We start from the raw sequence: 26,533 nt of genomic DNA on the forward strand, positions 1-26,533 counted from the left end.
TCCCATCGCACGGCAAGTCCGATCCACTCGTGGCTTACAAATATGCGGCGCGCACGCAGTACTTGAGCTGCATGGCCTACAAATATGAGGAGCGAAATCGTCTCCAGCCAGATGACTGCGAGATTCCCAGATGCGGATAGGGGTACCCACATCAGCGGAATCACTGCCGAAACGACCGACTTCGCGCGCGTTCATCCAGAATAAGCCCATTGACGGCGAATCTCCTCAGTTACCATTGGCCAGTGTATTCGCTCCTGTTCCAGACGACGGCGTTCGCCCCATCGTCCGGTTTGAAGATCGGACAGTAGTTGCGCCTCATCCTCCGTGAGATTCACGGCAGGCCGCTTGTCCTGAGTCGGCTCGTCGGTCAGGAGATGTCGATGCGACTCGACGACCTCCTCCGTCATGAGAACCGACCTCAGATGTGGGAAGATGCCGCGAGCTCGGGACAGAATATGCAATCCCCATGTATCGACGTCGCCCCAGTAGAGAATATCCGCAGCGGGCACCCATTCTATTCCTCGTAGAGCAGTCACGTTGTTCCCAAGCGCCATCACAACCGCCACCCCGTCGATATCCGGAAGCGCCAGCCCGCTCTCGAGGTTCTCGACAATCAGTAGTCGCCTTGGCGGGTACCGAAACACGTAGTTCCACTGGCCTACGGAGATCTGAAGATCTTCCATGCCCAGCAGTTGCTCGCGGAGGTCGGCATCGAGCAGTCTCATCCGTACCGTATTGGGTGAACGCCTCAGCCCCATGACTTCACGAATATCACCTTCCTTGCCCATAAGGATTCGAAGCAGCGGTTCCACAACGCCACGCCGTCCCTCAACCCATTTTGTATCTATGTCTACCAGTGGCAATTGACGCAGATAGAGTCCGCTCGCCGGGTTTTGCCTGCACCAGGCCAGCAATTCCATCAGTCGCCGGAAATCATCGTCAGGCCAGTCCGCGGTTCTTATGATGGCAGTCGTGCAATCGCGCTGACCGGCCAAGACCGGATATCGCCCGCCTATCCTCTGCCATCGCGCATGAAGGGTATCCCAATGCCGGCGCAGTCCTGCACAATCCGCCACAGCCTGCGCATCTTCGAACAACACCTTTTCCGGTATGGTGACGTTACCCATGGTCCGCCAGTTCACGGATCGCCACACTGCTGCAGCCCTTCGCCCCTTATCCCTGGAAATCCTGTCGAAATCATTCCAAGCACCAAGCCAAGCTCGCATGGCCCCTGGCGCGTTGGCCGCGTGCCTGTCCGACGGGCCTCGCAGTGCAACCGATAACGGCCACGAGCCCTCCGATGGCTGCGCCAGCCAGTCGGCCTGATTACGCTCCATCTGGCGCCGGCATGCAACTGCGAGATCGTCAGGCAGCAATGCGCCGCCGAGTTCATTCAGTGGCATTAGTCGTCGCTCTGAGGTATTTCATCATCGACGTTACCTTTTTCTTCGGGCCGTTGGTGGCCGAGACCGACCAGTCTCCGATGCGCCATGTCGTACTCGATCGCCACCGCTCCAGAACTGTTGCGCAACTTGTTGCTAAAAACGTGCGCACCACCGATGAATGGCTCGAGAGTTCTTACTGCCTTCATCGGCGTAGCCATCAGCATCTGGAATCCGAATGTATTGAAGATATTCAGCGTCATTGCCGTGAACTCGCTATCGGCTTTGTCGAACGCCTCGTCCATCAACACCGTGCAAAACTGCGGCAGCGGTCTCTGCGTTCCCGCGAGCTGATAGCGCAATGCCGCCGCGAGGCATGTCGCAGCCAGCTTTTGTCGCTGTCCACCAGACTTGCCGGCGCCGGACTGAAAAATGTCGCGCACACGGCCATCAGCACCGAATTCTTTCGCCACAAATTCGACGTGCTGCCGTACATCGAGCACGAGTGCTTTCCAGCGTTCGTCCTCCGGCTTGTCGCTATGCAACCGCTGGACGATTGTATTGAGCGCCTTAAACTGCTCCTCGCGCTCTTCGCGGGTCGCCTCCGGCCTGATATTGCGCTCGAGGCAGCTCTTGAGCTCGGCCAGAAACGCGGTCACATCCGGCAGCGTTCGAGGCCGGTTCTCCAGAACCAGATATGTGCCAGCGTTGAACTCCGACTGTGACAGGGCGTCGTTTACAATATTCATGCGCCCACGTATCTCATCCTTCTCGGTAATGAGGCGCTGCCGCAGTCTGGCCAGATGGCGATCGCTCTGCTCGTTGAGCAGCCTGAAAAACCGTTCCTCGAAGCGGGGCAGATCGTCCTCCTCGATCCTGGCTAGCAGCCTGGCATAGTCGGGCCAATCGTCCAGTGAAGCTCCCATATCCGCTGCCGCCATCCTGTGTTCACGCTGAAACGCACGGAGAACTTCCTCAAGCAGGCTCCGGTCGTTCGCTTGAGCCTTATCGGCGTCGCTCCTTCTATCCTTCAGTTCACTGCGCGCAGACACGCGTCGCGGCTCCAGATTTTCCAGCGTCAGGTCGTCCAGGTGCCCAAACAATGACTGGAGCTCATCCCCATCTACGGGCGGTCTACGCACATCGTCGCGTGTGTTCTCCAGATCTCGGATCAATCCGCTGATCTGCTGTTCAGTGTCAGCGCATTTTTCCTTTTCGGTTTCATGCGCGCCACCCGCCTGGGAGGCCCTTGTCCCCTGCACCTTGATTCGCCCATCGAGTTCCTGGATCTCAGGGTGTGAACGTTGCGCCTCCTCTATCTGGTTCAGCAAACGCTGCACCTCGTCGGCCACGGAGACGTCGTCGATGTCCTCCCAGACCACCTGCGTCAATTCCGCCGCTGCGTTCAGCTTCTCCCGTTCCTTGTTCTGCGTCGCCTGGAGTTCGGCTAGCTCCCGACTGGCTTCTCGTTCAATCTTCTGCTGTGCGTGGATTTCATCGAGGAGCTCAAGTTTTTTCTGCTCGTTGGAGAAACCGATAACCCAGTGCCGGCGTTCATCAAGGCGGTTACGGTCATTTTTTTCGTGCCGCGCACCGCCCCGCTTGATCTGGCCGTGCAGGCTAATGGCGCGTGGCGAATTACGAAACTCTTCAGTCGCTTCTGCGCACACAAACTCGCCGTAATGTGCTGCTATCTCGTTGCGCAGCCAACCGCCGTATTCGTCCGCAGACGAATCCAGCATCCTGCCGGGGGCCTTCGGGCCATTATTGAAACGTTTCTGATGCGGGCGCATACGCAGGTAAAGCACATGCTGTCCCGTGTGATTCGACTCGAGCCAGTTCACAACTCCCGGATAGTGTTCCTCTGGCACGAGAAACGAGCGGGTAAGCGGAGCCAGCAAACGCTCCAGAGCACCTTGCCACTGCCTGAATTTCTCGGGTATGTCGAGCAGTTCACCGCCGAACGGAAGTGAGGCGGGATCCAGATTCAGGGCGAGTGCAATCTGGTCGCGGACATTGACCAGTTCACGTGGCAAGTTCGATTTTCTCTGTTCAAGCGATGCCGCATCAGCAAGCAGTTCCTTAAGCTGTCGTTCCGCCTCAAATCTCTTCTGGCGAAGTTCCTCGGCCTTCACCTCGGCTTCTTCGCGAGGACCACGATCCCGCAGCACTCCAGCGCGGCCGACACATTCGCCAAGATGACCTGCATCTTGCGGCTCAGGCCACCCGAGCGTCTGGAGCCAGACTGACACCCGTGCACGCGCTCGGCGAACCTGCTTCAGTTGCGTTTCCTTCGTGAGCAGTTGGGACTGTAGCCCTGCGACATTTCCGTCGTTCATGCCGGCACGCTGCGTCATCAATCGCTGGAGTTCGGTCTGCTCGTCATTCGCCTTCCGGGCCAATGCATCGACGCTCTGACGCAGCCCTTCGAGCACGATCTTCAACTCGTCCACGCGCCTGCCACGCAACGTGTATTGCAGATATTCTCGGTGATGGTCAAGTTGCGTCAGCAGTTCGTCGACCCTGGCGACCTCCGCGTGGTGCGCCCGATACAGCTCATGATGCGAACGTGCGAGATTCAGCAGATCCCGCTGCTTACGAGCCTCCACGACGTCCTGGTGGGCAGCTGCCAGCGTGTTGAAGTCGTCGCAGAGCGCTTTGGCGAGACCGAACGTCTGAGGCTCGTCCAGCATATTGTCACGCATAAACGCATTGATATCGCCCAGATTCTTCGACGACTGCGTCCTGTGAAGCAGTCGCAACGCCAGGTCGTGATCGATACCGAGGCGCGCCTTGAAACGTTCACGGAAGGACGCGTGCGTATCGAAAGGTTTGACTTCAGGAAGATGCTTGGCAAACGAGCGCAGGTTGTAGTCTGCCTGCATGAAGAACGACAGCTCCTTGAGACTGAAAGCCCGTTCAATCACGAAGAAACAGTGTCGCACGTCCTTTGCGAGTGTCGATTTACCCTTGATCCACCACATGCCAACCAGCGTCAGCATCTGTCCCTGCGCATTTGCATACATTTCAGCGACCGCGCTAAGGGTGGTATCGGGCCGCAGGTACTGCGCCGCGATGGTCCCTTCCTCCGATTCCTGCGTAGCCCAAGCCCCACGCACATAAGTGACCATGGTCCGATCGCGGGTGACTTTATCGTTCCCCCGAGCGGCAGCATTGAATTCCGAATTCGGTGGCGCCATCAACGCCGAATGCGCGTCGAGAATGGTCGACTTGCCAGATCCAGACGGCCCAACGAGCAAGTGTCCGCGCGGTGAGATATCGAATACGTGGAGCTTGCTGAACGTCCCCCAGTTCATGACCTGCATTTGCCGCAGCCTGAACTGCTGTTGCTCCGCTTCTTCGAGATCACGATCGCTCCATGTCGGGCGAGGCTCATCTTCCCTACGTACTGCTCCGTCTGCCGCTGCCGACGACAATTCCGAATCCTCGAATAGCTGGGCTGTCTCCACGTTCGGTCACTCCCGGTCCATCACACTGTCTTCGTCAAATTCATCCGGCTCATCGACGCTCGACAAGCTCCCCGCATCGTCATCTACTGTAAGTGTCCCGTCCGCCTGTTCCCTGATACGTCGATAGGTTAGCGACAGTTCACTTATCTGCTCATGTGAGAACACCAACTTGAGCGCTGGCGACACCTCGAAGCGGTCTCCACTATTGCGAATCAGGCGAAGGAAGTTGTACTTCTTGGCCTTTTCAATCGCTGCCTCGACCTGCCGGCTAAAGCGGGCCCGGTCAACATTATCGCTAGCTTCGTATGCTTTCAGGTGATCGACCATTTCGGACCGGGAAATCGTTGCACGGCGGCCTTCGGCTTCAGCCAGTGTCAGCTCCATCCTCAGGAAAAGCACCAGAGCGGAATCGACGAAGGTAAGCCGGACTTCCCGTAGAAGCTGCGGCACGTCGAGTTCCGGCGCATAGACCGGGCGTGCAAATGCGATTTTTTGCTCCCGATCGATGACGAGATCGAGGAAAGCCGCATGCAGCAACTGTCGCAATCGCAGCTCGTGGTCGATCAGGACCGGCCAGAGTCTGCTGTGACGTTCGTCTATTGAGGGGCCACGAAGCAACAGCGCGTACGCCCGGCGCACGTCATACGGTAACGTCGACGAGTCGCCTTCGAAGAGCGCCTTCTCCTGGCCGCCGTCAACTGGACGATTGGGCTCGTCGTCCCTTTCATCAAGCAACTCCTCGCGCCCGTCGAGGTCACTCACTTCCGGCGCGTCGTCTATCACGTCCGCGATATCTGTCCGAAATTCGGTCCCGCCGCCCATCCGCCGGAAGGCGGGTTGACGGCTATGGCGTTTGCTAATCGAGGTCATTCAGGCAGTCCCTCGTAAACAGTATTTGTGCAATCCGCGCGTGGCGCACGACGTCATCTTGCCCTGCCCACGACACCCTTTCCCATGGATGGAATTCGCGCTCGCTGTTCTGGAGCACGATACCGTATCTCTGACCGAGCGACATATAGCCAACTATCGATGCAAGTCCCTGGGTGACCTTGAACATACGGGTCAACTCTCCAACGCTCACCTGATTGCGCTCGCCTAGTGCGGACCGGACGTTCTGCTTGAGCAGCGGAATGTCGATATCCGCGTTGTCGATCATCTCACGCATGACCTCGAGGTCGATTTCCGGCGCCTCGGCCTCGCCAACCGAAGTTTCTCCGGGGCGCTCCTGTGGGTCGGCGAGTACCAGTTGCGCTACCGAACGCAAGCTGCTGGTCGATAACGTCAGGGTGAAATCGAGAGTCCGCCCATTGGTCAGTTGGTCCTTCAGTGCCAGTGACTCCGCAATCGCGCTGCGGATCAGACGCTGAATCCTGCGCTGCTCCTGGAACTCCCGACTTTGCACAAAGATTTTCAGACTACGGCTCAGCGTCGCCATGACGTCCTGAACCATCCCACCTTCGACCAGCAGCGTCTCCGTCACGCGGAAAAGCCGCCGACGTTCATCGAGGCCCAGTGAGCGGATAAATGGTCGCGACTCCAGCGCTTCCAGCGCTGCCTTTAGCCCTTCAAATTGCGAAGGGTCGGTCAGCAAACGCCAAAACGCGAGAAAAGATTTACCTTCGTCGCTTTCCGCAATCACGTCGCTCCCGAGGAAGACCTTCTCCAATACCTCCCCGCGCGATCCATCATGCTCCACCAGTTGACGGCGCAAATCGCGATTGAGGCGCTCAAATGCTTCACGCACCCGCCTGAAATCGACTGCAATCGCCTCAGTCATCGCAACGATATGACGCCCGCGTTCGCTGGCACGAGCGGGATCCAGAGGCGACACACCATGCTTCATGACATGCCGGATTTCCTCGGTAATACGTCTGGACTCCTCATGGAGAGCCGTCAGGCGAGACGCCGGATCCGGGTCGGTGTCGGAAGCCAGGCGAAGCACAGAATCGATAACGACCGCCAGACCGCTTTCCGTGGCCGTCTGTCTCGGCTCAAGCTGTCCCCTGACCAGCTGCAGTGCCGGCACTACGTCAGCCGACAGCTCGTATAGCTCTTCGCTGGCCCCTTCTGGAAAACTGCGAGCCAGCCATTTGGCCTGCACCCACTCGGCAACCAGAATCTGCGGCGTCTTATCAATATCCTCCCCGCGTGCACGCAATCCGTCCAACTCGATCGAGAGCTTCTCCATTAGACTCGCCGAACCCAACTGCGTCGAGCTTTCGGAAAACAGCGATTGCAATAACGCCATGGTTAAAGGCGCCTGATGGGAGCCGAGCAGCATCCACATCGGTTTCTCTCGCATTGCCTTCAGTTCATGCAGCGCTAGTGCTGTTTTCATGTCGCTCTCGTCTTCAGCTCAACCTTCTCAGGTCAATACTCCGGCTATCGTTCCGGGCCGCGCAGAACAGCTCCTTCATCTATAGGTGAATTTCCCCGTCATTTATTCGTTGCTCCGTCAACAGCGATGATGACTGCGGCGGACCTGTCACGCCACGTATGTCGAAACGAAGCCCCCGCCAGCCTCAGTTCATCGCTCCTCCAGCGAGCGGCGCAAACTTCCATCGGCCTGCTGGCAAACGGATCTTTGTCGCCATTGGTGACGTCATACAGATCCATCAAACTGTTGCCGGGAAGGTGGCGGCTACGCCTATTCGCTTGCTCGTGGCTTCCGAAACCCGTCGACCGCAGCACGATTCTTGAGAGTTATCTGCTGCACTTCTGGGCGCCTTCCGTTGGCGTCATCCAATCCGAGCTGCCTCAGAGTATAGAAAAGGAGTGATTGCCTGCAACGCAGATCGATTTGACCGTCTTCCATACCATAGTCCAGTTCGACAACACGCCGACGCTGCTCGCCAAGCTCGGGGTTAGCAATAATTTCCAACGTGACGACCGTATTCCATTCGTGGTCCTCTTCCTGCCCAGGACCAGGCTGCTCCGTAGTTTCAACGCGCAAAATGCGAGCGATCACAAAGTCGAGGAATAACTCCCGGATATGGCAATATGCCCTCACGTGCCAACGGAAGCCGTCGAAGGCAATCGCATGGGGCGTAATGACTCTACTGATAGCGTCGGGGCGCGACATCGACTGATATTGAATTCGCAGACCCTGGCGTTCCCGAATTGCCCTGAGCACGGCAGTCAGCACATTGACGTCAAGAATCCGGGTTGGTACTGGCACGACCGCTACGGACGGCCACCATCCGACAAAAGTCGCATCCCTCGGCAGCACCCCTGTGGCAGTCGCCAGCAGTTCATTCAGATAACGCGATGGGTGGCTCACCGGAAAGACCGGTTTGAAGTCCGGCATCGCCACATACATCTTTGTGCTGCGATCGTACTCCATATTTTGGGGACATATCGACTGATACCTCGAAATGTCCAGTGATGCCTGAGGGATGGATATGCCAAAAAAGTCGGTGAGATCGCCGCGATTCAGACGCCCTTCCCATTGCAGCCGAAAGTCGATGAACTCGAGCCTGCGCTCCTGTCCCCAACGTGACCCTGTTTTTGGCTCACCACTGCCAGGCGTGGCGTTCGTTTCCGGTTTCCTGTTCATGTCCCGAGTGTGCCACAAATATAGAAATTATACGAATCTAAAAATTATGCGTATAATAAAGCTACGCACATATCCATTGTAGGCTGCGCATGGACGATCAGCAGAACCCGACGCCGTTCCACATCCTAGCCCTGTCAGGCGGGGGCTACCGCGGCCTGTATACAGCTACGATCCTGCGACGACTCGAACAGTCGTTTGGACTACCGCTTGCCAGACACTTCGACCTCATTTGCGGGACTTCTGCCGGGGGATTGCTCGCGGTAGGCTTGGCTGCAGAAATTCCGGCCGAAGAATTGGAGACGATGTTCCTGCGAGACGGCAAACGAATCTTCGATTCCCGAGGTCTGCTGCGCCGCAGCATCGGAAAATGGGTGATAGCCCGGCACTCCCCGGCTGGACTTCGAGACGTCCTCACCGAAAAACTTGGAACGAAGACGATCGGCGACCTTCGACACCGGGTGTTGATCCCTGCGGTCAACTACAGCAAGGGGGGCGGTCAGTTCTTCAAGACACCGCATCTACCCAAGTACGAAGCCGATCACCAACGCAGCCTCGTCGACGTCGGGCTGGCAACCGCGGCGGCCCCGACATACTTTCCGCTGCACCGAATCGACGGCGTTGGGGTATTCGCGGATGGCGGCCTCGTCGCCAACTCGCCTGGCTTCGTCGGACTGCACGAGGCGCGACAGCTACTTCGCGTCGACGACAACGTTCCGGTCAGGGTTCTCTCCATCGGAACGATGACGCGCGGCGCCACAGTGCGCGGTTCTGCGCGCCTCGATCGAGGGATATTCCTGTGGGGTGCCAGGATTTTCGATCTTGTCATTTCGGCTCAGGAAATCGCAGTCCACGACATGTTGACCCATGTTCTCGGAAGCAACTACTTCCGGATAGACGATAACGCCACGCCAGACCAGAGCCGGGACATCGAAAAACTTGATGTCGTTACAGCGGGGGCAACTCATGTTCTCCGGGAACGAGGGGCGCATGCCGCCCAACGTGCACTCGGCGACCCGGCACTCGAAGCGTTCCGAAATCACTTGGCAACACCACCCATGTTCTACCACGGGGCTAACAAAACCGCAGGAGCCGTATCGTGTTGAATCTAAGTTCACTGTTCCATTCGACCGTCGAGGATTCGACGCTCCTGTCGAACATCGATCTGACGCTTCAGGAGCGATCCTTCATCGCGGAAGCGAAGTCCGCAGTGCGGATTTGCCTGCGGGAAAATTTGATGCAGGTACTGCGCAAGCATGGCTACGCCGGCCCGACGGTGCGGCCGCGCTTCTTCACGCAGGGCTCTTGGGCATACAAGACGCTCAACGCACCCGCCCAGCACCCGCAGCAAGCCGACGTTGACGACGGAGCGTATCTACCCCTCAGTTTCGTTTCGCAAACGGACAAGCCGAGTGTCGCCAGCGCGATCTTCTTCGCTGCAGCAGAAGAAGCCTTGCGCCCGCTCGTTTGGGCACGTGGCTGGAAACTCATCACCGACAAACCAACCTGCATCCGGATCGAAATCTCGGCTTTCGCACACGTCGACATCCCGCTGTATGCGATTCCGGACGACGAGTTCGATAAACTTCAAAAGGCCGCGCTCAGCCAGTATGGATACATCGCCCTCGACTCAGCCGTTTCGGCAGCCGAGCGCGACGCGTGGACCGCGTTGCCTCGTGATCACGTGATCCTGGCTCACCGCGAAGACAACTGGGCGAAGTCTGACCCCCGCCCGGTGAAGGACTGGTTTCTTGATGAAGTGGAACGACACGGCGAACAGTTCCGACGAACCGTCCGGTATCTCAAGGCGTTCCGCGACTGGCAGTGGGTATCCGGCGGACCATCGTCCATCCTATTGATGGCTGCTTCGGCCCCGGTGTTCGACTCGCGCGATCGCCGGGATGATCTCGCGCTGCTGGACCTGGTCGAGAAGCTCCCTTCCGTGCTGCGCGACGGCGTATCGAATCCTGTCGACGCGGGCGAGTCGCTGACGGACCGCCTGGGTCGCGACGGAGTCGAAGAAGCCGCCGGTAAAATCGAACTCTTCGAGACGTTCCTTCGCGGTGCACTGGGTTCCAGCAGTTCCAACCAGGCATGCGCCTGGATGACTCAACAATTCGGCCCAAGATTCCCGAACGCACCGTCGCGGGTTAAGGTTGCCTCTGTCGCGGCAACCGTGCTTGCGACACCCGTCAGCGCGGTGGCGTCGCCGCTTGTGGGCAGGAGCCAGGCCGGATGAACGCCGATGACACGAGTGGTGCGCGCATATCCCGCGCGCTCGCACAACGCGGCTTTCTCTACAAAGGGCGTACGCCGGACAGGTGGTACCTGTTCGAGGGGGCGCTACATGTAGACGGCGTCGCATATCCGGTGAAACTGTCTGTCGACCCGCTCTGTCAACGGTTACCGCAGATTCACCTGACACCGGTTCCGCAACGGCTGAAACCTGTCTCACCGCACATTATCGGCGGCGGGTTCCTTTGCTATGCCGCAGCGGGTTCGATTACGCTTGACGTTTTTGACCCAGATGGTCAGGTGCTGGCGTGCATCGAACGGGCCGAGCATGTGCTCGGGCAGATCCTTCGCGGCGAGCCGACAACGGATCTTGAAGAAGAGTTTTTTGCATACTGGCCTGTGGCAGGCCACTGCCTGCTCGATTTCGGGGCCAATCCGACTCGACCTTTGCACGCCATTCTGCTCAATTCCCCTGACAGCACCCGTCCGTTCGTTGCTGTGACTGACGATCCCACCGCAACAGTCGAAAAGCTCAAGACCATCGGTGCATCTATCGACGACAAGCATACTGTAGCCGTCCGTCGCGTCATCACCCCCGCCCACCCTCGCCCACTCCAAGATCAGTGGCCTCCGCGGACAGTCGCAGAATTGCTGCGTTGGCAATCGGCGCTCCACACAAAGACGCGCAAAAAGCTTGAGCAAGCGATTCATGCCGAAGCCAGGACGCGCGCGAACAGCGTTTTATGCGTAGTTGAGTCTCCGAAGTTCAAGTACGCCTTCATCGTGGTGTATGATCGCCAGGCGCGGGACAAACGGACTCGCTCATCTTCGCTCGAAGTTGTTTACGCGAGCAAGATCATCTCGCTATATTGCTTGCGAATGGACGATGCATATATCGCCCAGCGCAACATTCCAGAACAACAGACGCTTGCCGGCAAGCGCATCATGCTGGTCGGCTGCGGAACCATTGGTGGTTATCTCGCGGAGTGCCTGGTCAAGGCCGGCGCCGGTACCGGAGGAGGTGAACTCGCACTTGTCGACTACGACGTTCTCTTCCCTCAAAACATTGGTCGTCACCGCCTCGGGATGAATCATGTTCTTCACAACAAGGCGACAGCTCTGGCTGACGAATTGAAGCGTGGCGCTCCTGGTGCCAATTTCCGACCGCTGCCCGCAGACGTACTTCAAGTCAACCTGCTTAATGCGGAATTCGTCATCGATGCAACGGGCGAAGAAGCACTGGGACACCTGCTCGTTCAACGGCTATCGGGCCAGCATTTCAGGCCATCACTTACTGTGTGGATCGAAGGACCAGGCACGGCCATTCGCGGGCTGTTACGTGACTCCGATAGCGCAGCCTGCGTCCGATGTCTCAAGGCCGATGATAGAACTGCTCTGTATCCGGTTGTTGAAGGCGAAGTCCCACTGCGCCTCGCCGGCCATGGGTGCGAAAGCCTCTATGTCCCTTTCCCCGCCACGGCATCGATGCACGCGGCCTGCCTTGGAACTGAAATGATGCTCGATTGGGTACGTGGCACACCGGCCTCTCGCCTGCGAACATGCGTCCTTGACAGTCAATATAAGAAAGGACACGACGATACAGATCCTGAACGCAGGTCATCTTGTCCTGCATGCAAATCATGAGTTCGTGGGCGACACCTGATAAGCGAATCCTGGTCCTATTCTCCGATACCGTGACCGACACTCTCTTCGCTTTTCGCCAGGACCGATATCAACCAGAGGCCGGAGGGATTCTCCTCGGACACCGGCGCGGAAACCACTTCGAAATTACGCACGCTACTGAGCCGGTATTAACGGATCATCGCACTCGTGTTTCATTCGTTCGCGAAAACCACGGCCACCAGGAAAAGGCCGTTGAATTATGGAAGAGCAGTCACGGTACAGTTGGGTATATCGGAGAATGGCATACACATCCAGAAACCGTGCCTTCCCCGTCACTCGTCGATATTAATCAATGGAGTCAGCTCCCATCGCGTAACGCGAACAATGCCGCCATGCTCGGCGTTATCGTCGGAATCACTCGTCTTTACGTTGCGGTCCTGCGCCAGAATTCTCCACCCACGATCCTGCAACCAGAATGTGATAGCAAGCGTTCGTGAGAACGCCTCCTGGCACAGTAACCACTGACGGTAGACATCATCGTCTCGGCTTCGACGCTGCAGGAAACCGGACGGAACAAGGTCGTGACCTTCGTGTATCGCGACGCCGTCATGAGGCAGCACGCGTGCAGTGAGCGGCCAGGCGAAAAGCCCGACCACTGTCAGGTTTAGTCTAGTCCACCGCAGCTCAGAACAGGCCCGATGCGGTCAGCAACCCCGCCGAAACCTGCAGTTATCTGGCCTGCAGGTCTCCTCGGTTCATCGATGTAATGCCCGGGTTCGTTGCGATGATGTGCCTCGCGGCTACCCGCCATACGGTTGGAAGTAGGGATTCTTGTGTATCTGGGCGACTTGAACTTTCTTCGACAAGAACTCCTCGAGGTCATCCTGTCGTTCGAGAAGTCGCACGATCTCCTGAAGCGTCGAAAGGACCAAGACCTTGTGTTGCAGGAACTCGCGCACGGTGTGAATCGCGGGTTCCGTGTAATCACTGGCGGAAATGAAGATTCCTCGGACCTCAGCACGCGACATGAGGCGGACCAGGTGCTCCGAAATCTCGGGCTTACCGACCGGATGGCGGTACCACTTCATTTCGGCGAAGTACAGCACGCCGCCGAGTTCAATAATCCCATCGATCTGCTCTACGATTCCTTCCCCAAGCGTCGCCGACCAAACGGAAGGCCTTGCGGACAAGAACCCCGTAAGCCTGGAAGAGGTTGTTCATCGCCGCCTCAAGCTTCCTGCCGCGATCCTGTGCCGTGGTCAACATGCCAAAGAGCGCGTACAGCTCCTGCTTCGCGGCCTCGATCTTTTCGGTGCGTGCACGCTTTTCTGCAGCAGTCCGTTGCGCCTCGGCGAGACGCGCGCGACGCTCTTCCTCGCGCGCGTTGTTCATGCGCGTGACGGCATCTTTCTGATTCACAACCTCGCGGATACTGGCAACGAGACCTTTGGCCTTGAGCTGGTCGCCTGCCCAGCATGCGTCGAAGTTGGAGAATTCAACTACGCGCCGGAGCACTTCACGGCGCTCGCGGAGAACTGCCTCGCCCTTGGTGTTGAGGCGCTCAAGCACAGCGCGAGCCATCTCATATTTGTTGATGTCCTTCGGCGCAGCTTTCAAGCGAGCGGCAATATCTGAGGTCATGTCGTTGGACACGCCCGCGCCGCGAAAAAACGTCAACACATCTGGCTTCGATCGATTGAGAAGCGGTATGACGTCCACCAGGAGGCTGAACAGCTCTGGCGGGTAATGGAAAGTGATGTCCGCCGGGCTGCCAGTCATATGACGGCTTCCTCAAAGATACACGGCGCGTCGATCTTGATGCGAAAAACGGCTTCGTTCGTAGCTTTCATGCGTTCTTCCGAAAACGGTGTGGTGCTTGTTGGTCTTGTCGCGACGAACGCTGGGCCTCGAGCGTCCCCAACGACTTGTCCTGATTCAGCTTCAGTAAGCTCCTGTGTCGTACACCGCTTGAGGTTCAGATAAGCCGGGAAGGCAAGCGATACTGTCTCCCCACGGCCCAAACAGCGACAGACCCAAGCACTATGCATAACGATTGTCTCGACGCGCTTGCCCTCCCAACGCGGACGAAACACTCGACAACGTCAAACCAAAAGTGAGATTGTCGATGTCCTCTTTCGCCATGCAAAGCTCGCGCGCCAGTGTGCTCCGGGTTATGCCATCGCCTCGCAGAGCATCAAATACTTTACGCAGCACCTGCGAAACCTCTGGACGCATAGGATTCGGTTCCGAGACTCGGTAACCGCTCTTCGCAATCTGAATGCAGAGATTGCGATAAGCCCATTCGGAAAACAATCCGAGCTGGTTCATGCGGAAAGCCAATGCTGCCAGGGATACGCCCCAAATCTGCTTCAGCTGAATCAGCTTATCTATTGTCAGCACCCCGGCTTTGCGTGCGAGAACACTCGCCTTCGGCATCAGAAACGCTGACGCGAATGCGTTCGCCTCCCGCTCCATGGTAGGGCTATGCACCTCTCCGTGTAGCATGCTATGGCGGTCTCGAACGAGATGGGCCAGTTCATGGGCGCCGTCAAATCGGCTGTGCTCCGCGGACTTAATTGTGTTCAAGAACACGAAGGGGCGCTCACGATGCCATACACTGAACGCGTCGACCTCACGAGCCTCAATCGCAAGGGAGTAGACGCGGATTCCCTTCGATTCCAGCAGGTGAATGAGATTGCCAATAGGCGCCTCTCCAAGTCCCCACATCCTGCGCAGCGTCGCCGCTGCGTCTTCAGGCGACAGGTCACTCAGGTCCGGGATGTCTGCCTCGGGAAGACGAAAGCGCTCCTCAATCCAATCGTTCAGAACGAGCGCCGTCACCCCCGCTCCCAGTGCCGTGTTCCTCAAGGTAGCGGACATCTTTGACATCGAGCGAAAACTAGCAGATTCCGGCGCAATAGACGGCAGATCGTCTCCAGAAAAGAACTCAGCCGGGAACCGAAGCATGTCGCAAATCATTGCGAGCTTCTCCGGTTCCGGTGCGTACTCGCCGGACTCATATCCCTGAATCGACCGCACCTGCAGGCCAAGCTCCTTCGCAAGGCGAGCTTTCGTCCAGCCACGACGCGTGCGGGCAAATTCCAGTCTCGACGGATTAAAAAACATCATGCTCTCGAATCATGAAGTGCCGGTACGACGCTCCACAGGGACATCAATCGGTCCGGTCGGCGCGTCTTGATCGACAACCGGTTCACTATCCGGACGTATAGCTGCAAGAACAATTCGCTCCTTCCAGCCGATGATCTGCTTTCGCTCAAAGCGAGACGGCAGAGACAGCTCCGCCCGAAGCTCCGTCTTCCCGTCGATGCCCAGCGCGACGTGATAGAGCAGGACCCAAAGCTGGGTTGCTTCCTTCGAATTCGCGAGATCCTCCGTTACCAACCGCGGGTTAAACAATTCAAGCTGCTGATTGTTGGTGACCGCTTGCTTGATCACGGCGCCCTTCTGCGCCTGATTGGTTGGATTGCCCTTCGTGAGCCCCGTATCCGGGTCCCCGGTCATCACAGCAATTGCGACCGTTCTGTCAGGCGACACAATGAACGGGCAATTCCGGAGATTTTCGGGCACCCAGCCGCGGTCGGCCAAGGCCGACCGCAATGCGTAAACGGTGCCGTTCCAGTGATACGTACCGGCCGCCGTCGGCGCATGAAGTTCGGTCGCTTCAACGCGCTCACGGTAGCCGTGCTCGTTTGCTTCCCTCAACAACGCTTCGTCGAGGCGCGGCTGCAATTCCGAAAGGCGCTTAGCGACCAAATCAGGCTCGGAAATGACCAAACTGTCGGCGTTACTGGGCAGAGCGGGAATGCCAGGTAGAGCTTGCGACAAGGGCGCCTCCAAGGGCCGTGAACTTCCGGAAATCCTACCACATAACGCGGTAGAAAAACCGGAAGTTTCGACTTACCCGAAGAGGAGCCGAGATGCGCCTCAGCGCATCAAGGCGGAAGCGCAATCAGAAGCCGCCAGCGAAGCGTGTAGCGACGAACTGGTTCTGCTGGCGGCCCGTTTAGAACGTGGCCTTGTCGCATTTTGCCCAACATGGTCCAATTGCGGTTTCATCTGATAAATCATCGCGCATGACCATCGAGGTTTACTGCGGCGACCCAGAGGCACCGTACAACGCGGCCGAGCAGCGCGTACTTGCCAAGATTGTCGACATTCTGCAGCGGCGTGGAGAATCCGCCATCGTGCTATTCAACGCCCGATGTGAGGAGCGCGAATGCGACATTCTCGTCAGCTCGCCGGTTACGACGCTCGTCATTGAAGTGAAACACTACTTGCAGCCCGTGGCGGGCGGCCTGACCGACGCACACTGGACTGCACGACGCACCGGCGAGCGCTGGAAAAATCCTTGCCTTCAGGTACGTCATACGATGCATGCGTTGAAAGACGCGTTGCGCCGCTATGCCGGTCAGGATCCCGGTTACCCGCGTTGCGCAGTGCTGTTCGACGGCGGCATTCCGCACGATTCACAGGTGCCGCGCGGTACGGACCGTATCGCGATCGCCGACGATTCCGGTCTTGAGGATTTGCTAGCTTGGCCACTTATCGAGCGGGGTGACACCCGCCGATGGCCCCTCGCGCTGTTACGGGCTTGGGCTACGGACCGTGGCATGGTTCCTGTCGGCGGGCCGCTGCCGCACTCGCCTCCCCTACGCGAGGTTCAACCGGTCGTGGTCGAGCTGACGCCATCTATCCAGCCGGCACCGGCCACGTTGATTATCCAGGCACGACCGGAGCGCCGACCGCACCGACGCTTTACCCTGACAGTTGCGTCCCTGCTTGCGGTGAGCGTTATCGGCCCGTGGTGCTGGTCACGCCTACATCGCCCCGCAACCGCGCAGAGCGCTCAAACCACGCGGAGCTTCATTAAACATGGAACGCAGCCGCGCCACCATGATCGACGCTCGGTCACAGCAGCGAAAGCGCCCGCAATTCCAATTGCTTCGGGACCACCGGTCGCTCAGCCGGTCACCAAAATCGAACCACCACCGGAGAGTATAGGACCGCTGCCACCATGCCCGACCGGTATTGACCGGCTTGGATGCGTACCAGATAGCACAACGCTGCGATTGCTACGAGGCGGTTAATCTGCGCCGAGGTGGCGTCACCTCGCCGATACTACGCAGAGGCGGCACCCAATACCGAAAACGGCGCTTTCGCGTAATCGCTTCCACGAAAATCGGCAACGCAGAGTGGCTGCCGACCGCCTGCCCTCTGGAATGGTTTCGCTGCCAGGATGCGGCTCACGCGCTAGCCACAATGCTGTTTGCGACCTGTGCATCCTGCACCGCGACACCCGTCAAGTCCGCGATGGTAATTTGTGCTGCGTCGGAGTCATCGCGGGCCCTATCATTTGTCGCGAGCAATGTTCCAAGCTCATGTAATGCGGTCGATTTGATGAGACCTGCGGAAAGGGCATGTGAAATCTCGCCATAGCTACTGCACTGTTCTCTCGAGTCCACGACAATCATGCCCGCCCGGGCGATAATTTCCGGGTCGAGTTCCTGTTTGCCGGCGCTGTCAGCTCCGACCGCCGTGATGTGCGTACCCGCACCGACCCACTCGGACTTTACGAGTGCCGCCCGCGAGGGCGTCGCCGTCACAATCAGGTTTGCATTTCGCGCGACCGGTTCGGGCGTCCGATGCACATGAACGCTGAATCCCTGCGCAGACATATCCGATGCGAAGCACTCACCCTGCTCCGCATCTCGTCCCCAGACGTGAACTTCACGGCAGGCGGTGATGGGCTTCAGATACTCCAGTTGCAAGCGCGCCTGCTGACCTGTGCCAAGGATGCCGATACCGCGGACGTTGCGGGGCGCAAGAAGACGGGCCGCTAGCTGTCCTGCAATCGCGGTGCGGACAGCGGTTAGCCAGCCACCGTCTTGCAACAGTGCAACGGGGTGGCCGGTCTTCGCGGACAAAAGCATCACAAGCCCGCTATTGCTGGGTAGTCCGGCCGCCGGGTTATTGTAAAAGCCGGAAGAGACCTTGACGGCGAAGGTTTCGGCACCGTCAACGTAGGCGGATTTGATGCAACAGTCGCCGTTGGCGGCTGCAAAGTAAAAGTTCTGCACAGGCGGCACAAGCGCCGCCTTCTGTGAATAGGCGATCAGGCCTTCTTCAATCATGCGAACTGCGCGATCAACGTTGAAGCGCGCAAGAATTTCTTCCTTGCTCCAGACTTTCATTTCACCGCCTCAATGAATTTGTCCAGCATGATGTTGCGTCCACACAGGACAACGGCTACTGCTCGTCCTTGATACATGGGGGCGAGCTTCAGCATCGAAGCAAGGGCAACGCCCGCCGCACCTTCCACCATCCAGCGGTCCGTTTGCGCAAGCAGCTTCATGGCCGCCTTGATTTCCTCTTCGCTAACCAGCTCCGACCTGTCGATAATGCGCTGGGCAATATCGAACGTGATGGAACCGGGCTCGATACCGCCGGCCGTACCATCAGAAATCGTGTCAAATTCCGGGCTCTCGACAATCTCACCAGCTTGCAATGAGTTGTACAGCGCCGTCGAGTTCTTCGGCCAGCACGCAACGATGTTCGTATCCGGACTAAGCTGCTTCATGGCCGTCCCAACGCCGCAGATAAGGCCGCCACCGCCCACCGAGGCGAAAACAGCAGCCAGCTCTACACCGTCGGCGCGACCTTGCTCGCAGATCTCCACGCCCACCGTACCCTGCCCGGCGATAACATCGATGTCGTTGTAGGGGGAAATGAAGGCCATGCCCCGTAGCCTGGCCTGGCGGGCCGCCTCCAGCTCGACTGCGAGCGTCGTGTCGTCAATGGTGACAACTTCGGCCCCCCATGCGCGAATCGCATCGAGTTTGATGGCCGAGGCGCTACTGCTCGCATATACGGTTACAGGCACGCCAGCCAGCTTGCCCGCGAGGGCCACACCCTGTCCGTGGTTCCCACTCGACACAGTGAGGACGCCATTTCCGCGCGTCTGCGTATCGAGCAGGCGAATCTTGTTCGTAGCTCCGCGGAACTTGAATGAACCCGTGTGTTGAAGATGCTCGCCCTTTAGATACACCTGGCAGCCGGTCATTTCCGACAGCATGGGGCTGAACGAAAGTGGCGTCACCGCAACTTGCGGACGAATCGCGCGATGCGCTTCGATAATTCGCTCGAACAAATCCTTTGTCACCCTTCTCCCCTCAGCTCTTTCAAATAATTGAAAATTGTCGCTCGCCCCAAAGCGAGCAGCTTCGCGACGTAGTTCGCGGCGCTTTTCCCGGCGAATGCCCCTTCTGCATACAGCGCAGCGACCAACTCGCGCTTATGCTCACGCGTGAGCATGGATAAGGTCAGCTTTCTCTCCTGCAGCCAATGGTTGAGAAATACATTGACGCGATCTTGCCAATCATCTCTGAACAATGCCTTCGGCTGTGGCTGAACGATTGCACTCGAAAGCAGTAGCTCGAGCGCCTGTTTTGCTTGATCCAGGGGCGCTAGATGGAAGTTGATACACATGACTCCCATAGGGTGGCCGGCCTCGGTCCGGAGAATGGCAGTGATGGAGCGAATCTTGCGCCCGTCCCACCCAATCTTCTCGTAGGGCCCAATAACGTTCTCCTGCTCATCGAAACCAATTTCGTCAAGAGCCGAGTCGTCTCCAATTTCCCGCCTGGACAGGTTGTTTGCGACATAGGCAACGGTTTGTGTCGTCAAGTCATGCAGCACTACTTCCGTGTAGGGCTGGAAAAGTTGCGCAATGGCGTCTGCGACCGCCCGATGTGGGTCAAGTTGGCTCGGCCCAGATCCACGCTGCCGTTGTCGTGATATCGCGGGTACCCGCGTGGCCGCCTTGCCCGTAACATCAGCCGTTGATACGCGTGTTTTGCTCATTTGTCGTCTGACTCTATGCGGACCGGTCTCCGTGCATAACACCGCTCAATGCACCGCCAGATCCACGGTAAAGTACTTATTAAGGAGTTTCTGGTAGGTGCCGTTCCGCTGCAGTTCGTCGAATGCGCTATTGAGCGCCTCGCGGAGTTCGTTATCGCCCTTTCGTACTGCAAGTCCAACACCCGAGCCGATAATTTTCGCATCTACGACTGGGCCGCCCGCAAATGCAAAGCCCTTCCCGTTCGGTTGGTTCAAAAATCCGAGACTCGCTGCCGTTGCGTCGACAAACGTCGCATCGACGCGGCCGGCGGTTAAATCAGCATAGACTGCGTCCTGCGTCTGATAGCTCACCACGTTCACATTCTTCGCCGCCCACATCTGCTTCGCGTATTGCTCCTGAATCGACCCTTGAAGGACACCGACACTATGGCCGGCCAGCGCATCCGCCGTGGGAAGCAGCTTACTGCCCTTACGAGCGACGAGTTGCGCTGGCGTGAGATACATCGGGCGCGTGAAATCAACCTGTTGCGCACGCTTGGCATTGATGTTCATCGCCGAGTCGATGACGTCGAACTTACGGGCCTGTAGCGCAGGAATGAGTCCATCGAAGGCATTTTCTACCCACTGGCACTTTGCCCTGAGTTGAGCGCAGAGCGCATTGCCGAGATCGATGTCGAAGCCCTGAAGCAACCCCGAAACACTCTTCGACTCAAATGGAGGGTAGGCAGCTTCGACGCCCATTCGAATGACTTTGAGGTCCGCTGCACACGCGCGCCCGCCGAACGGCACGGTCGCGAGTAACGTTGCCGCAAACAAAACTGCTCGCATTGCGTACTTCGTCATTGCACTCTCCTGTTGCCGGTTGAGTTCCGAGAGGCCGTGGCCGTCCAGATGCCTCGGATCGGATTTTTGACGCACTTGCCAGCGCCATACCGACCAGTCTAAACTAGACTCCACAGTACAACAACAAGAATAAATAGTGCACGTAGCAACACCGTATGGCGAAGACGCCTGGCGTCAGCGCCGCCCCATGGCCCGCAGAATCAGCACATCTTAAGGAGTTGCACGATGGCTCGGCTCGAGATCAACTGGGATGTCAATGGAAGGCAAACCGGCTACCTGGAGTTACCTAGTTCTACGAATCTGAGTGCATGGCAGACCGTACGCATCCCCGTCTTCTATTTCCGACGAGGACCAGGACCGCGGACCTTGCTGCTGGGCGGATGCCACGGGGACGAGTACGAAGGACAGATTGCACTCTCGAAACTTGCGCACTCGCTCGACTCGTTGGAGATAAGAGGTTCTCTAATTGTCGTTCCATCGTTGAACCTTCCCGCGGCGATAGCGGGCGCGCGCCTGTCCCCGATCGACAACTGCAACCTCAATCGCGAATTCCCCGGAAACGCCCGTGGATCCGTGACGCAACGTCTAGCACACTTCATTTCGCATAGCCTCATCCCACGCGTAGACAACGTGGTGGACTTGCATTCGGGAGGGCGCTCCCTCCACTTTCACCCCTGCATGTTCGTTCACGAGCAGCACGAGCCGTCCAAAACGGCAGATGTTATTGCCGCGGCCCAAAGTTTCGCGGCTCCTTTCACGGTAGTCCTGCGCGAGGACCATGCCGACGTCATGATCGACGACGTCGTAGCAAAAGCCGGGAAGCTGATGCTCGCAAGTGAACTAGGCGGAAGCGCCCTGGTAACGCCAGACACGATCGGCCTGACCTATGACGGATTGCACCGGCTGTTGCGGCATCTCGGCCACATCCGCATACCACGAACCGAGGTCGCTCCTGCTCCAGAATCGCCTGTTCTTCATGTGCCTAATTCGCAATACGTGGTGCTGGCCGAAGACACCGCACTGTTCGAACCATTGATTGAATTGGGAAAGCAGGTGAAGGAGGATGAGGTTATCGGGTTCTATCACTACATCGATCGCAACCGCCCACCCTCCCCCGTGCATTCGCCGCACACTGGTGTACTACTTTGCCTCAACGGTCAGGCGCTCGTGCGTCGGGATGACACCATTGCGGTACTCGCCGTCCCATATCATTCGTAAACGCAGTTGGCCACGAATTCAAGCAGGTACATCCGTGCTAGCGAACCGCCGATGATGATGCCCATCTGGATCTAGTTGCTAAAGCCAGTACTGCCGCGCGTAGATCACCGTCATGATGGCCCCCGCCGCTACCACGAACTTTTTGACCCATGCGGCTGGTAAGACCCGAATCAAATGACCGCCAACGTAGCCGCCGATTAATGCACCGCCCAACATGACAATGGTCGGCGGCCATGCGACTGCATGTTGCCCCACGAAAGTGACCACTGCCGCAATCGAAACACAACTGGCAAGAACGTTTTTCAGCGACTTGATAGTGCGAATATCGTCGACTTCCACAACGGATAGCACCGCGGTCAGCATAACCCCGAGCCCTGCGCCGAAGAATCCACCATACAGACTGGCGGCGCCTACCGCCGACGCCTCCACATAAAGTGGCGCGCGATCTTCGATGAGCCTATGCCTCAGTGCCCATGCCTGGATGCTCGGGGCGTACGCAAACAACAGCGTCGCGAACGCAATCATCGCAGGGACTGGCAACGTAAACAGCCGCGGCGGCAAGATAAGCACCGTGCACGCGCCGACAGTCCCGCAAACAATGGACACAAGGCAGAGGGCGCGAAAACGTCTCGAATCTGTCGGAAGTTTCGAGCGGTCTGCGAATGCGGCGATGAGATGCCCGGGCGAGATAGCAACCGCGTTCGACGCGTTCGCTGTAACGGCAGGAAGGCCCGCCATGAGCATTGCCGGGAAAGTTATGAGCGTAGCGCCGCCCGCCATGGCGTTAATGAGGCCACCTGCTGTACCCGCGAGAAAAAGAAAGAAAACCGTTGTCCAGCCCATCATTGCCTCTCGTGAAACGCCTGATTCTGAGGCGAAGCTTGCGTCGGGTCTGGGACTTCTGTGATGTGATGGCACGTCTGAGCGCTTAGCCCGTCAGCTTGAGGTGCCGATGCCTCAACGGATTCGCGCGCGCCGCATACAACAAGTGCTGGGTGCGTGACCAGCGTCGCTGGAGTACCTCGCCAATCTGGTCGCCGCCGACTGGCGCTATCGCCAGTCCGGGCGCTGAGAGATTTGACTTTGCCGGCGCACCCTATGATGCTGTCGATCGTTCGGAGAATCGCGAAACGCCCCGAATCAATTCAGTCGTGGTGTCGCCATTGTTTGCGACCAGCGGTCTCCCGCGCTACGTCTGAAAGGCACGTAAACATTCTGCAGGTATTTTGAAGGAGTGGAACTTGACGGAAGCCTACGTCTTCGAGCTGACTTGCCCGGCCGCGTTCAATGCAAGCATGAAATCCAGCCCGGCGGCAGGTTGGACTTACCAGCGAACAACAACACCATACGCTGTCGACACCGCGTATTGGAATGCCCCTGCGGCGCCTGATGGAAAATTGCATTTTCACGACGAAACGCAACTGGTTTTTGTGATCTCCGGACGCCGCGAATTCATCGTTCAATCAAGGTCGTATGCCGTCGAAGCTGGACAGTGCCTGCTTATACCGGCGGGCAAACTACACCGATCCATTCCGATCAGTAACACACCAACGCAGTGCCTGAATCTGTACGTCCCCGAATCGCGTGTTGCATCGTTGTGCGAGGCGCTGCGGATCCGACCGGCGGCCGAGGCCGAGAGCCGTGACTTGTCCGATCTCGTCCGCAGAGCGCTTGCCGCACTATCCGATCCTGCCGGCCAGCTTTACGATGTCTCGGCCTTGGCCGCAACATATGGATACAGTCGCGAAGGATTCACCCGCAAGTTCTCGAAAGAAACCGGAGTCGGGCCAGCGGAGTTTTCTCTACTCGTTCGACTTAACCACGCCAGAGCACTCCTGCGAAACGGGTGTCCTGCGGCGCTCGCCGCATTCGAATGCGGCTTTACCGACCAGAGCCATATGGGCAGGCACTTCGTCAAGACTTTCGGCACTTCACCCGTCCAGTATGCCCGCGCATAGCGAGATCACAAACGTACCAGACAAGGCTTTTCGGTAGTGCGACGCTTTTCCATAGCGGGCGTCCCTGCCGCATCGGTTAGCGCTATGCGCACCATGCACAGTCAGTCCGCCTGCCCAGCCTTGGTACAGGAGGAACATCAACGCCTGGCCCCTCCTGCTACCGAGAAACCAATACCCTCCGCTTCCTTGGTAAAGAAGCGCGCGGTCGTAGCCGAGCTATCGCAAAAGGAAAAAACATCGTGCAAATCCACAACACGACGGGTGGCGTCACGTACTCGAGTTCCACGGTCTCATCAGTTACGCAATCGAATGACGGCAGCAGCATAGCGGCGTCATACGGGTCCACCGTCAATCAGCTGAACGACTGGCTGCATGAAACACCCGAGCAGCGGATGGAAGACTCCATCCTCGCATCGATGGGCCTAACGCGCGAACAATACGAGCATATGTCGGGATCTGAGAAGGAAAAAGTGGCGGAAAAAATCCGCGAGACCTTGAAGGAGAAGATCCAGGCTCAAGTCGATCAGGCAAACGCTCATGCCAACATCAAGGGTGCATCGGCGGCCGCGGCCGCGGCTCAGCTCGACACATCACTTTGAAGCGACTAAACGAAGGTGAATGAAATGGGGGCGCCGACGGTCGGATTACCGCAGAAGCAAGCGTGAAGGCTCCATATGTTGCGCGTCCCTATCGAGCTCGGTTGACCTTGGACTCTTTACTCGTTCCAAGGATCGACTAACTTTCCGCACATCCGCACTGAGAGTCACTGAACACCGTTTGCCGCGTGCTCGTAATTGCGTGTAGCCACTGGCTAGCTGACGGCGTTCGTCATGACAAGGTTTTTGTGCTCCCGCTGCGCAGCGCGGGATTTGGCTGCGCGATCTCGAGCGGCGCAGGAGCACGCTGGAGAAGCCGGCTTCGCACACCCTCTTGTGAACAGTGGGCGCGCAAAAGCCTTCGACTGAACGCACGTGCGCCCGTATCCCATTATCAGAGTGGTGACGAGCCTTCATATCCGCTGGGGGTCTTACTACGTCCGAGGTAAAGCGCGGCTATCGCACTCACGAACGACATGAAGGCGAGATATCCTGCGACGGCGTAGACAGTGTGGAAGGTCTCGAAAAGCCAGAGTGAAATCATCGGTGCAGGACCGCCTGCGATGATCGACGCACCTTGGTAACCCAACGATGCTCCGCTGTAGCGAATATGAGCGGGAAACGATTCGGCAATGAACGACGCTTGCGACCCGTACATTGATGCATGGATCACCATGATGATGATTGTACCCGCGATCACCATTGTTGGGAGCCGTGTGTTGAGCATCGCGAAGTATGGAAACGCAAAAAGCGTCATGCAGATGGCACCAGCCATGTAGGTTTTCGCCCGACCGAAACGGTCTGCGATGTGTCCGAAGAACGGTAGTGCAAAACAAGCTACGACTGCGGCGATCAGCACCGCATTCAGAATAAACTCCTTCCCAAGCCCCAGGTTCTTCGAGCCATACAACACCGCGAACGTGGTCAGCATGTAGAAGGCGGTCTGCTCACTCGGCCGGATCAGCGCCGATAACAGAATAGCGCGCCACTGCGTCCGGATTGCCTCACCAATCGGCCCTTTCGAGCGATCCACGACCTTACTCGCAGCGATGAAATCCGGCGTTTCCGGCACGCCGAACCGGATGAGCAGGCCGACGATCAGCAGCACGCCGCTCGCGAGAAAGGGAATCCGCCAACCATAGTCGAGCAGTGCGTCGCCCGACCAACGACTACATGCGCTCCATACGATCACCGACACCACGAGACCGAGCGGCACACCAATATTGGGTAGCGACGCCATGAAGCCACGGCGCTTGCCCGTATGCGACTCCATTGAAAGAAGAACCGCTCCGCCCCACTCTCCGCCTACGCCGATGCCCTGCAGGAAGCGCAACGCGACGAGCAGCCAGGCCGCTAGCGGGCCGAGTGTATCGGTGGTCGGCAACAAACCGACGAGGAGTGTCGCGAAGCCCATCAGGCTCAGAGTGGCGACGAGCGTGGACTTTCGCCCTACTCTATCCCCCATGTGACCGAACAATGCGCCGCCAAGCGGACGCGAAACGAATCCCACGAAAATCGTCGCAAACGATGCCATCAAGCCGTCCGCATTGCCATGTGCGAAGAACAGTTTCGGGAACACGAGCGCTGCCGCAGTACCGTAGATGAAGAAGTCGTACCATTCGATCGTGGTTCCTATGACGCTTGCCAGCGCCGCCCTGCGCTCAATACGGCGCGCTGCTCCCACGTCGGCCGGCTTTTCCGCATATAGCATGGAATGAGGTTGCATCGTCTGTCTCCTGATTTTTAAATTGAATCGAATCGCGTCAGCACTCAA

The 26,533-nt window shown here is 58.0% G+C and carries 23 protein-coding genes; 8 read left to right on the top strand and 15 right to left on the bottom strand.

Translation table 11 applies throughout. The features are described 5' to 3' along the window. Positions 1–191 precede the first annotated feature (191 nt). From LGM42_RS04615 to LGM42_RS04635, 5 genes are all read right to left on the bottom strand, one after another. Positions 192–1,403 (bottom strand): Wadjet anti-phage system protein JetD domain-containing protein, encoded by a 1,212-nt coding sequence (locus LGM42_RS04615; RefSeq protein ID WP_226231667.1) that lies wholly within the window; start codon positions 1,401–1,403, stop codon positions 192–194. Beyond that, entirely contained in the window at positions 1,403–4,852 is a 3,450-nt protein-coding gene (locus LGM42_RS04620; protein ID WP_226231668.1) for an ATP-binding protein, read from the bottom strand. The genes LGM42_RS04615 and LGM42_RS04620 overlap by 1 nt, the downstream gene beginning before the upstream one ends. Before the next feature lie 6 nt (positions 4,853–4,858). Next, the gene (locus LGM42_RS04625) at positions 4,859–5,722 is read right to left on the bottom strand and encodes a DUF4194 domain-containing protein (protein ID WP_226231669.1); all 864 of its coding nucleotides are present in this window, start codon (positions 5,720–5,722) and stop codon (positions 4,859–4,861) included. Further along, positions 5,709–7,190, bottom strand: coding sequence for a DUF3375 domain-containing protein (locus LGM42_RS04630; protein WP_226231670.1), 1,482 nt, complete (start codon positions 7,188–7,190; stop codon positions 5,709–5,711). The genes LGM42_RS04625 and LGM42_RS04630 overlap by 14 nt, the downstream gene beginning before the upstream one ends. A 309-nt stretch (positions 7,191–7,499) precedes the next feature. After that, the gene (locus tag LGM42_RS04635; protein WP_226231671.1) at positions 7,500–8,408 is read right to left on the bottom strand and encodes a helix-turn-helix transcriptional regulator; all 909 of its coding nucleotides are present in this window, start codon (positions 8,406–8,408) and stop codon (positions 7,500–7,502) included. Between the two features lie 89 nt (positions 8,409–8,497). On the opposite strand from LGM42_RS04635, the gene LGM42_RS04640 reads away from it, so the two are divergent. Genes LGM42_RS04640 through LGM42_RS04655 form a run of 4 tightly spaced genes read left to right on the top strand, consistent with a single transcriptional unit; the run spans position 8,498 to position 12,760 of the window. Continuing rightward, on the top strand, positions 8,498–9,511 hold the full coding sequence (locus LGM42_RS04640) for a CBASS cGAMP-activated phospholipase (RefSeq protein ID WP_226231672.1): 1,014 nt from the start codon (positions 8,498–8,500) through the stop codon (positions 9,509–9,511). After that, entirely contained in the window at positions 9,505–10,644 is a 1,140-nt protein-coding gene (locus tag LGM42_RS04645) for a CBASS cGAMP synthase (protein ID WP_226231673.1), read from the top strand. The genes LGM42_RS04640 and LGM42_RS04645 overlap by 7 nt, the downstream gene beginning before the upstream one ends. Then, the gene (locus LGM42_RS04650; protein ID WP_226231674.1) at positions 10,641–12,284 is read left to right on the top strand and encodes a ThiF family adenylyltransferase; all 1,644 of its coding nucleotides are present in this window, start codon (positions 10,641–10,643) and stop codon (positions 12,282–12,284) included. The genes LGM42_RS04645 and LGM42_RS04650 overlap by 4 nt, the downstream gene beginning before the upstream one ends. 50 nt (positions 12,285–12,334) lie before the next feature. After that, positions 12,335–12,760 (top strand): Mov34/MPN/PAD-1 family protein, encoded by a 426-nt coding sequence (locus LGM42_RS04655; protein WP_226231675.1) that lies wholly within the window; start codon positions 12,335–12,337, stop codon positions 12,758–12,760. 303 nt (positions 12,761–13,063) lie between these two features. Here the strand turns inward: LGM42_RS04655 and LGM42_RS04660 are convergent, their stop codons facing one another. From LGM42_RS04660 to LGM42_RS04675, 4 genes are all read right to left on the bottom strand, one after another. Next, positions 13,064–13,369: a restriction endonuclease gene (locus LGM42_RS04660; protein ID WP_319001433.1), complete on the bottom strand. Its 306-nt coding sequence runs from the start codon at positions 13,367–13,369 to the stop codon at positions 13,064–13,066. 10 nt (positions 13,370–13,379) lie between these two features. Then, positions 13,380–14,042, bottom strand: a complete 663-nt coding sequence (locus LGM42_RS04665) for a hypothetical protein (RefSeq protein WP_226231677.1) — start codon at positions 14,040–14,042, stop codon at positions 13,380–13,382. Between the two features lie 261 nt (positions 14,043–14,303). Continuing rightward, positions 14,304–15,392 carry an XRE family transcriptional regulator gene (locus tag LGM42_RS04670; protein ID WP_226231678.1) on the bottom strand — a complete coding sequence of 363 codons (1,089 nt, stop codon included), beginning with the start codon at positions 15,390–15,392 and terminating at the stop codon, positions 14,304–14,306. 9 nt (positions 15,393–15,401) lie between these two features. Then, positions 15,402–16,109, bottom strand: a complete 708-nt coding sequence (locus LGM42_RS04675; RefSeq protein ID WP_226231679.1) for a hypothetical protein — start codon at positions 16,107–16,109, stop codon at positions 15,402–15,404. Positions 16,110–16,357: 248 nt separating this feature from the next. Here LGM42_RS04675 and LGM42_RS04680 point away from each other — a divergent pair, with 248 nt between their 5' ends. Continuing rightward, on the top strand, positions 16,358–17,371 hold the full coding sequence (locus tag LGM42_RS04680) for a nuclease-related domain-containing protein (RefSeq protein ID WP_226231680.1): 1,014 nt from the start codon (positions 16,358–16,360) through the stop codon (positions 17,369–17,371). Between the two features lie 156 nt (positions 17,372–17,527). Here the strand turns inward: LGM42_RS04680 and LGM42_RS04685 are convergent, their stop codons facing one another. The 4 genes from LGM42_RS04685 to LGM42_RS04700 are packed head-to-tail and all read right to left on the bottom strand — an operon-like array spanning position 17,528 to position 20,987. Then, positions 17,528–18,475, bottom strand: a complete 948-nt coding sequence (locus LGM42_RS04685) for an ornithine cyclodeaminase family protein (protein ID WP_060309907.1) — start codon at positions 18,473–18,475, stop codon at positions 17,528–17,530. Continuing rightward, the gene (locus LGM42_RS04690; protein ID WP_226231681.1) at positions 18,472–19,443 is read right to left on the bottom strand and encodes a threonine/serine dehydratase; all 972 of its coding nucleotides are present in this window, start codon (positions 19,441–19,443) and stop codon (positions 18,472–18,474) included. Before LGM42_RS04690 ends, LGM42_RS04685 begins: the two co-directional genes overlap by 4 nt. Next, the gene (locus LGM42_RS04695; RefSeq protein WP_099317982.1) at positions 19,440–20,144 is read right to left on the bottom strand and encodes a transcriptional regulator; all 705 of its coding nucleotides are present in this window, start codon (positions 20,142–20,144) and stop codon (positions 19,440–19,442) included. The genes LGM42_RS04690 and LGM42_RS04695 overlap by 4 nt, the downstream gene beginning before the upstream one ends. A gap of 45 nt (positions 20,145–20,189) precedes the next feature. Further along, positions 20,190–20,987, bottom strand: a complete 798-nt coding sequence (locus LGM42_RS04700; RefSeq protein WP_060309909.1) for an ABC transporter substrate-binding protein — start codon at positions 20,985–20,987, stop codon at positions 20,190–20,192. 225 nt (positions 20,988–21,212) lie between these two features. Between LGM42_RS04700 and LGM42_RS04705 the strand changes: the two genes are divergently transcribed. Beyond that, positions 21,213–22,205, top strand: coding sequence for a succinylglutamate desuccinylase/aspartoacylase family protein (locus tag LGM42_RS04705; protein WP_226231682.1), 993 nt, complete (start codon positions 21,213–21,215; stop codon positions 22,203–22,205). 78 nt (positions 22,206–22,283) lie between these two features. Here LGM42_RS04705 and LGM42_RS04710 read toward each other — a convergent pair whose 3' ends face one another. Then, positions 22,284–23,051 (bottom strand): sulfite exporter TauE/SafE family protein, encoded by a 768-nt coding sequence (locus LGM42_RS04710; protein ID WP_226231683.1) that lies wholly within the window; start codon positions 23,049–23,051, stop codon positions 22,284–22,286. 395 nt (positions 23,052–23,446) lie between these two features. Between LGM42_RS04710 and LGM42_RS04715 the strand changes: the two genes are divergently transcribed. After that, positions 23,447–24,163 (top strand): helix-turn-helix domain-containing protein, encoded by a 717-nt coding sequence (locus LGM42_RS04715; RefSeq protein ID WP_226231684.1) that lies wholly within the window; start codon positions 23,447–23,449, stop codon positions 24,161–24,163. A 239-nt stretch (positions 24,164–24,402) separates the two neighbouring features. Further along, complete coding sequence (locus LGM42_RS04720; protein WP_060309911.1) at positions 24,403–24,762, top strand: hypothetical protein; 360 nt, start codon at positions 24,403–24,405, stop codon at positions 24,760–24,762. A gap of 391 nt (positions 24,763–25,153) precedes the next feature. Here LGM42_RS04720 and LGM42_RS04725 read toward each other — a convergent pair whose 3' ends face one another. Beyond that, the gene (locus LGM42_RS04725) at positions 25,154–26,485 is read right to left on the bottom strand and encodes an MFS transporter (protein WP_226231685.1); all 1,332 of its coding nucleotides are present in this window, start codon (positions 26,483–26,485) and stop codon (positions 25,154–25,156) included. Positions 26,486–26,533 lie beyond the last annotated feature (48 nt).

It is taken from the genome of Burkholderia sp. AU39826 (assembly GCF_020419965.1).
GTDB classification, from domain to species: domain Bacteria; phylum Pseudomonadota; class Gammaproteobacteria; order Burkholderiales; family Burkholderiaceae; genus Burkholderia; species Burkholderia semiarida.

What these genes read in the sequence shown, in the direction of transcription:
- LGM42_RS04705 (WP_226231682.1), top strand. Translation starts at nt 21,213, where the DNA reads ATGGCTCGGCTCGAGATCAACTGGGATGTCAATGGAAGGCAAACCGGC.
- LGM42_RS04685 (WP_060309907.1), bottom strand. Translation starts at nt 18,475, where the DNA reads ATGAAAGTCTGGAGCAAGGAAGAAATTCTTGCGCGCTTCAACGTTGAT.
- LGM42_RS04650 (WP_226231674.1), top strand. Translation starts at nt 10,641, where the DNA reads ATGAACGCCGATGACACGAGTGGTGCGCGCATATCCCGCGCGCTCGCA.
- LGM42_RS04665 (WP_226231677.1), bottom strand. Translation starts at nt 14,042, where the DNA reads ATGACTGGCAGCCCGGCGGACATCACTTTCCATTACCCGCCAGAGCTG.
- LGM42_RS04710 (WP_226231683.1), bottom strand. Translation starts at nt 23,051, where the DNA reads ATGATGGGCTGGACAACGGTTTTCTTTCTTTTTCTCGCGGGTACAGCA.
- LGM42_RS04640 (WP_226231672.1), top strand. Translation starts at nt 8,498, where the DNA reads ATGGACGATCAGCAGAACCCGACGCCGTTCCACATCCTAGCCCTGTCA.
- LGM42_RS04670 (WP_226231678.1), bottom strand. Translation starts at nt 15,392, where the DNA reads ATGATGTTTTTTAATCCGTCGAGACTGGAATTTGCCCGCACGCGTCGT.
- LGM42_RS04630 (WP_226231670.1), bottom strand. Translation starts at nt 7,190, where the DNA reads ATGAAAACAGCACTAGCGCTGCATGAACTGAAGGCAATGCGAGAGAAA.
- LGM42_RS04680 (WP_226231680.1), top strand. Translation starts at nt 16,358, where the DNA reads ATGACCATCGAGGTTTACTGCGGCGACCCAGAGGCACCGTACAACGCG.
- LGM42_RS04615 (WP_226231667.1), bottom strand. Translation starts at nt 1,403, where the DNA reads ATGCCACTGAATGAACTCGGCGGCGCATTGCTGCCTGACGATCTCGCA.
- LGM42_RS04635 (WP_226231671.1), bottom strand. Translation starts at nt 8,408, where the DNA reads ATGAACAGGAAACCGGAAACGAACGCCACGCCTGGCAGTGGTGAGCCA.
- LGM42_RS04725 (WP_226231685.1), bottom strand. Translation starts at nt 26,485, where the DNA reads ATGCAACCTCATTCCATGCTATATGCGGAAAAGCCGGCCGACGTGGGA.
- LGM42_RS04695 (WP_099317982.1), bottom strand. Translation starts at nt 20,144, where the DNA reads ATGAGCAAAACACGCGTATCAACGGCTGATGTTACGGGCAAGGCGGCC.
- LGM42_RS04700 (WP_060309909.1), bottom strand. Translation starts at nt 20,987, where the DNA reads ATGACGAAGTACGCAATGCGAGCAGTTTTGTTTGCGGCAACGTTACTC.
- LGM42_RS04625 (WP_226231669.1), bottom strand. Translation starts at nt 5,722, where the DNA reads ATGACCTCGATTAGCAAACGCCATAGCCGTCAACCCGCCTTCCGGCGG.